The sequence below is a fragment of the Psychrobacter sp. 1Y4 genome (assembly GCF_051847555.1).
Genome location: NZ_JBPYDE010000499.1, coordinates 1 through 735, shown reverse-complemented (window position 1 = coordinate 735; position 735 = coordinate 1). Strand labels below are relative to the sequence as shown.

Annotated in this window: 2 pseudogenes; both read right to left on the bottom strand. The window is 46.0% G+C overall.

The features are described from left to right. Nucleotides 1-333: pseudogene (locus tag ACS8FC_RS17195) on the bottom strand (2-octaprenylphenol hydroxylase); the annotation flags it as partial. A gap of 119 nt (nt 334-452) precedes the next feature. Then, nucleotides 453-735 (bottom strand): annotated as a pseudogene (locus ACS8FC_RS17190) (hypothetical protein); the annotation flags it as partial.

Below are 735 nucleotides of genomic sequence, written 5' to 3'. Positions count from 1 at the left end.
TGGATGCTCAATTTGAGCGACAGCAATATCAGCATCGAAAGGTTTAACTTTATCTTGTAGCTGTACTAATTGAGCGATGATCTCAGGCGGTACCAAGTCTCGACGCGTTGAGAGCAGCTGGCCTAATTTGAGAAACAGCGTACCCATATCTTCAAGCGCATACTTGATCCCATTTGGCTGATGCTTTTTACCCCATGCTGCTGGATGCGTACGAATTAATCGTGCTAGAGGTTGCAGCTGCGGCGCTTCTTCGACAGATAAATGAGTATCAAGGCGATAAGTTGCGGCGATACGCCAAAGTTCAAGTAGACGGGCGCGGTGAGATAGTAGCATGGGATTGGGTACTCTGGACAAAAACGAAAATAGGGTAGGCGCTGTGTTTCATGCTAAGCACGTACTATCAGCAATAGTATTTACTTAACATGAATTAAGTACGCTACTAGCAAAACGAACTATTGATGAAAAGAATTGTTAAGGAAACGTGCTTGCTCTTCTTTGATAGCCGCAAGCTTGGCCTCTTCACGTTCAATATCAGCACGCAACTTTAGAATCTGCTGTTTGAGATCGTTGACTTCAGCGACCTCAATAGGGTCAGGCGCACTATTGCCTGCCACATCATTGGCCCAATCGCTGACATCGTCAAATGCGCGTTTGGCACTATGGCGCCAGCTGCCTTTAAGCTGAGAGATAAGAAGATGTAATTGGCTGGCCATTGGTTTGCCAATCAATGGCTCA